6 protein-coding genes are annotated in these 5465 nt (G+C 71.7%); 2 read left to right on the top strand and 4 right to left on the bottom strand.

Annotation, left to right across the window (positions count from 1 at the left end):
• Positions 1–127 precede the first annotated feature (127 nt).
• Positions 128–535 carry a hypothetical protein gene (locus DQW06_RS00030; protein WP_013154062.1) on the top strand — a complete coding sequence of 136 codons (408 nt, stop codon included), beginning with the start codon at positions 128–130 and terminating at the stop codon, positions 533–535.
• 7 nt (positions 536–542) lie between these two features.
• Here DQW06_RS00030 and DQW06_RS00025 read toward each other — a convergent pair whose 3' ends face one another.
• The 4 genes from DQW06_RS00025 to DQW06_RS00010 form a co-directional block, all read right to left on the bottom strand.
• The gene (locus DQW06_RS00025) at positions 543–1250 is read right to left on the bottom strand and encodes an HNH endonuclease family protein (protein WP_013154061.1); all 708 of its coding nucleotides are present in this window, start codon (positions 1248–1250) and stop codon (positions 543–545) included.
• Between the two features lie 145 nt (positions 1251–1395).
• On the bottom strand, positions 1396–1977 hold the full coding sequence (locus tag DQW06_RS00020) for a permease (RefSeq protein WP_117197718.1): 582 nt from the start codon (positions 1975–1977) through the stop codon (positions 1396–1398).
• 3 nt (positions 1978–1980) lie between these two features.
• A complete protein-coding gene (locus DQW06_RS00015) occupies positions 1981–2589 on the bottom strand; it encodes a TetR/AcrR family transcriptional regulator (protein ID WP_071622434.1) in 609 nt (202 codons plus the stop codon).
• A complete protein-coding gene (locus DQW06_RS00010; protein ID WP_013154058.1) occupies positions 2582–3391 on the bottom strand; it encodes an alpha/beta fold hydrolase in 810 nt (269 codons plus the stop codon). The genes DQW06_RS00015 and DQW06_RS00010 overlap by 8 nt, the downstream gene beginning before the upstream one ends.
• A 289-nt stretch (positions 3392–3680) precedes the next feature.
• Here DQW06_RS00010 and tyrS point away from each other — a divergent pair, with 289 nt between their 5' ends.
• A complete protein-coding gene (gene tyrS / locus DQW06_RS00005) occupies positions 3681–4979 on the top strand; it encodes a tyrosine--tRNA ligase (protein ID WP_071622433.1) in 1299 nt (432 codons plus the stop codon).
• The last annotated feature ends 486 nt before the right edge of the window (positions 4980–5465 follow it).

Below are 5465 nucleotides of genomic sequence, written 5' to 3'. Positions count from 1 at the left end.
GTGCGGGAGGGTCCCGTGACCGCCGCCGGAGGTGACCATGCGTGTTCTCCGGTGGGTCGCGGCGGTCCTCGCCGCCGCGCTCGCACTCGTCGCGGCCCCGGCCGCAGCCAGCCCACGAGGGGGAGAGTTGGACGGATTCACCATCGGGTACCTGCCCGACCAGATCGACGACCAGACCTCGGTCTCCGACTTCGACTACGAGTGGGGCGGAGTGTCCTTCTCCAGCCGGGTGTGGGAGACGACCCTGGAGGGGGGAGGGGCCAGGGTGGTCCTCCAGGTCCTGGTCATGCGCGGCGACAGGCTCACCGACCTGTCCGCCGTCCGCGACTTCCTGACCCACTACCACGAGCGCTCACCCGACTGGGAGCTCACCGAGTTCGACAACAACGGCCTCACCGCCCTGCACGGCGAGACCGAGGCGTTCTGGACGCCCTTCAGGGGGGCGGCGGTGGAGGTCCGCGACGCCTTCGGCCTCGTCGGTCAGCAGGAACTCCTGACCACCGCGCGGGGAGTCAGAGCCGCCAACCCCGCCTGAACCGGCCTCAACAGCCCGAGAGCACCTCGCGCAGCGCCGCCTCCTCGTCCGGATCGACGGTGAGGTCCCACACGTGCTTGACCTCGATCCACGAGACCACGTAGTCGCAGTGCGAGGACTCCAACGGCGGCAGCCAGTCCGCCGGGTCGGAGTCGCCCTTGGACCGGTTGGTCGAAGCGCTCACCGCCCACAGCTGGGAGGAGTCCAGGTCGTTGGCGAAGCGTCCGCGCTCCTCGGTCGTCCACTCGTGGGCGCCCGAGCGCCAGCCCTCCTTCAGGGCCACCATGTGGTCGATGTCCAGGTCCTCCGCCTCGGTCAGGGTCTCCCCGTCATAGGGGCTGTACCAGGACCCCGACACCGGCTGGCAGTCGTCGTCGACCCGCACGTCCTCGCCGTCGCGCAGCAGGACCACCTGACGGGTGGTGCAGTTGTCCTGCACACCGCTGTCCCAGTGGGGGAAGAGCGCCCGGTCGTACCCCGGCGGGTCGCTCTCCTCCTCCACCCGCAACTCCTCCATCCACTGCCGGGCCTGCTCCACCGACGAGGAGGCGCCGCCGTCCCCGGGCACGGACGAACCGTCGTCCCGGGGCTCGGCGGTGCGCTCTGGGTCCGGTTCGATCACTCCCAGCTGGTACAGCACGAACGCGGCGACGGCGAGGACGCCGACCACGGCGGTCACCAGACCACCGATCTTCGACGCGGCCTTCTTGGGCATCAGGGGCTCCACAACGGGTCGGGCGCCGCGCGCGGACGGCGCGCGGTCGTCCCCACCAGCTTGGCCCATGCCGGGCAGGGCCGTAACACCGCCCGAAGCCAGGTGTTGCTCACCGGGAGCACGCCGACGAGGGGAGACGGAAACGTCAGGACGCGAGGAGGTCGAACACGAAGGAACCCACCAGCAGCAGCCCCACACCCGCGCTGTAGAGCCGTGCCCGGACGCGGTCCGGCTGGTCCCGGAGCGTGCGCCAGGCGTACAGGACCGTGCCCGCCAGCACCAGCGCGCCCTCCACCACGGCCGCCGCCACCGGCGCCTCCCACAACCCCAGGCCCAGCAGCGGCAGCCCGCCCGCGTCACCGGGCAGGAACGGCATGTCCGGCCGGTGCACGAGCAGGTCCAGGAGCCAGTGGCTGAACACCACCCCGCCCAGGACCGCACCGGCGTCCCGACCCCACCGTCCACGGAGCGACACGTGCACCAGAGCGCCCACCGACAACGCGAGCAGCAGGTTGCTGACCAGGGCGTGGGAGTACTCCGCGCGGATGAGGAGGGACCCGTAACCGCTCAGACCGGGTGAGGCCGGGCCCCCGCTCTCCGCGCCCAGCGCCGCCAGAGGAAGGAAGACCAGGTCCGGCAACTGCGTCGCGACCAGGAGCGCGCCCATGGGCAGCTCCGGGCGCCACGCCCTGACGACGCCCGCGACCCCGAAGTGTCCTGCCAGCACCGCCTACCCCCTCCCCGTGTCCTCGTGTGCCCCAGCCGCGCCGGGCACCGTGTCCGGCCACTCCTGGAAGGCGCGGACGAACCCCTCCACCAGCAGCGCGTAGGACTGGTCCACGTCCTCGGGCAGGCCGAAGCCGCCGCGTGTCTCCAGGTCCACGAACCCGTGCAGCGAACTGCGCAGCGCCCGGATCGCGTGCACGGCCTGCTCCTCGGCGATGCCGAACCCGCGCAGGACGGCGGCCAGGACCCGTACCGGGTCGGTGGCCAGCTCGGCCCTGGCCCCGGCCAGCACCGGCAGCTGTTGCAGGGCCGCGTAGCGCCCCGGGTGGGCGTGCGCGTAGCGGCGGTAGGCGTCGGCCGTCGCGCGCAGCGCCTCCGGGCCGGACCGGCCCACGGCGGCGCGCTGCACCTCCTCGCCGATCCCGTTCGCGCCCAGCAGCGCCACCTCCCGGCGCAGTCCCGTCAGCCCGTCCACGTGCTTGTACAGGCTGGGCGTGGCCACTCCGAGCCGCTTGGCGACCGCGGCCAGGGACAGGGAGTCGAACCCCTCCTCATCGCTGAGCCGCGCCGCCTCCTCGGCCACCACCGCCGGGGTCAACCCCGCCCTAGGCACCGGCCACCACCTCCTGGAGCAGTGCCTCCACGGCGGGCACGACCACGTCGGGCCGCTGCGCGTGGGCGTAGTGGCCGCACTCGGGCACCATCAGCACCGAACCCCCCACCACGGAGGCCACCCGCTCGGCCTGGGCACGCGGGTCCTTCCAGTCGGGGTCCAGTTCGCCCATGACCACCACGGCCCGGGCCCGCATCCCCCCGGCGTCGGAGACAGTCTCGTTGGGCGCGTAGACCGTCCGGTACACGGCGCGGTAGCGGTCGGCCGGACGCAGCATCTCCAGGACCAGCTCCAACTGGCGCCGGTGCCCCTCGGGCTTGCGGCCGGTGTGCAACTGGTCGTAGACGGCGGTCAGGGCGCGGGGACCCCAGGGACGCAGCAGGAGCAGACGCTGGCCGACACGGGTGAACAGGCCCTGGGAGGGCGGGCCCAGGAACGGGCCGAGCAGGGCGATGCCCGCGACGAGGTCGGGCCGCTCCTGGGCCGCGATGGCGGCGGCGCCCGCGCCCAGGGAGTTGCCCACGATGACCACGTCTTCTCCGCCCAGCTCCTCGGTGAGGGCGATGACGTCGGTGGCCGCCGCCCGGCTGGTGTGGTCGTCGAAGGTGGTGTCGCTGTCGCCGTGGCCGCGCAGGTCCATGGCGGCGACCCGGTATCCGGCCTCGGCCAGGCCCGCGCCGACGAAGCGGAAGGAGTGGCGGTGGTCGAACATGCCGGGCACGCAGACCACGAGCGGTCCGGTGTTCCCTGCTCCGTAGAGGTCGTAGGCGATCCGCCCCTGAGGACGTGTGAGGTGGTGCATCGTGCTCTCCCCGCCGTTTGGCTTTCCCTGATAACCAAAAAGCTAATGCCATTAGCCAACCGGGTCAAGGGGATCCGGCCGGGTTCTTCGTGGGGCGGGGCTGTCCCCGTGCCGGGGCGGGACCGTGTCGGGACAGGGCCGTGCCGGGGCGGGGCCGTGCGATCTGCGGCTCCACCACAGCCGATAGCGTGGAGAGGCGGGAAAACCGGATGGCCTTCCGCCGCGTCCGGCCTACACTTCAAGGCAGATCGGGCCCCAGGGGCCCGCCTACACAACAGAGAGCAACACAGTGACCGACATCATCGACGAACTCCAGTGGCGCGGCCTGCTCGCGCAGACGACCGACCTTGACGCACTGCGCAAGGCGCTCGCCGATGGTCCGATCACCCTGTATTGCGGATTCGACCCGACGGCGGGCAGCCTGCACGTGGGCCACCTCACCCAGATCCTGACCCTGGCCCGTTTCCAGCAGGCAGGCCACCGCCCGATCGCGCTGGTCGGCGGCGGTACCGGTCTCATCGGCGACCCCAAGCCCAACGCCGAGCGCCAGCTCAACTCGCTGGAGACCGTGCGGGGCTGGGTCGACAACCTGGGCGGGCAGCTGTCCGCGTTCCTGCGCTTCACCCCCGAGGGGGAGCAGCCGGAGCCCACCGACGCCGTCCTGGCCAACAACGCCGACTGGCTCGGCGAGATCAACGCCATCGAGCTGCTGCGCGACGTCGGCAAGCACTTCAGCGTCAACCAGATGCTCGCCCGGGAGACGGTGAGGAGCCGGCTCGACGGTGAGGGCATGAGCTACACCGAGTTCAGCTACGTGCTCCTGCAGTCCTACGACTACGTCCAGCTCTACCGCCGCTTCGGCTGCACGCTGCAGACCGGCGGCTCCGACCAGTGGGGCAACATCACCGCGGGCCTGGACCTGGTCCGCAGGATGGACGGAAACGAGCCGCACGGCCAGGCGCACGGGCTGACCACGAACCTGCTCACCAAGGCCGACGGCACCAAGTTCGGCAAGACGGAGTCCGGCAGCGTCTGGCTCGACCCCGAGCTGACCTCGCCGTACGCCTTCTACCAGTTCTGGTTCAACGCCGACGACCGAGACGTGGTCCGCTACCTGAAGACCTTCAGCTTCCGCGACCGCGACGAGATCGAGGAACTGGAGCGCCAGACCGAGGAGCGTCCGCAGGCCCGCGCCGCCCAGCGCGTCCTGGCCGAGGACCTCACCGTCCTCGTGCACGGCGAGGAGGAGTGCCGCAAGGTCAAGGAGGCCAGCCTGGCCCTGTTCGGCCGCGCGGACCTGTCCGACCTGGACGCCCGCACGCTGGAGGCCGCCCTGGCCGAGGTTCCCCGGGCCGAGGTCGACGGTCCCGTCGACGGGCTGCTGGTGACCGACGCGTTCGCGCAGAGCGGCCTGACGCCGAGCAAGTCCGCGGCCCGCCGCGCCATCCAGGAGGGCGGGGCCTACGTGAACAACGTCAAGGTCACCGACGTGGAGGCCGTGCTCCGCCCCGAGGACGTGCTCCAGGGACGCTTCGTCGTGCTGCGCAAGGGCAAACGCAACATCGGCGGCCTGGTCCTCAACGGCTGATATGCCGCTCCGCGGGCCGGTGCCGGACACCGGCCCGCGGCCGTGTCCGCCGATCCGGTGTCCGGCGCGGTCCGGCCGTCTCCCGCTTCCGCGTCCACGCTGCTCGCAGACCTGCTGTGAGCGCGGGGCGTGGAACAGGGGGGGGAGAGCTGGGCCACAACCGGGGCCGATGGGTTTCGAGCGGGAACCTTCCGGGCAGGAAGCCCGTTGTCTGAACAAAAGCCGACGTAACAGCGCGGTCCCGGTGTGAGGACCGCGCACGTCACAGGGGCTCGAACAAGCCGCCCGCCAGGGGCGACAGAGTCCCGGACCGCGCGGTTGACGCGCGTACCGGGCTCCGGCTTGACGTCTGCCCCGGCCCTCCCTATACTCGGACGAGTCGCTGCGGGACGGCGAGCGGCCCTCGGGTCGACTCGGAACCGGACCGCGGCCGCGAACTCTCTTCCTCCTCCCAACCGAACCGGTTCGAGCACCGCTCTGCATCGG

Source organism: Nocardiopsis sp. TNDT3 (assembly GCF_003427465.1).
Taxonomy (GTDB): Bacteria; Actinomycetota; Actinomycetes; order Streptosporangiales; family Streptosporangiaceae; genus Nocardiopsis; species Nocardiopsis dassonvillei.
This window is presented reverse-complemented; position numbering and strand designations above follow the sequence as displayed.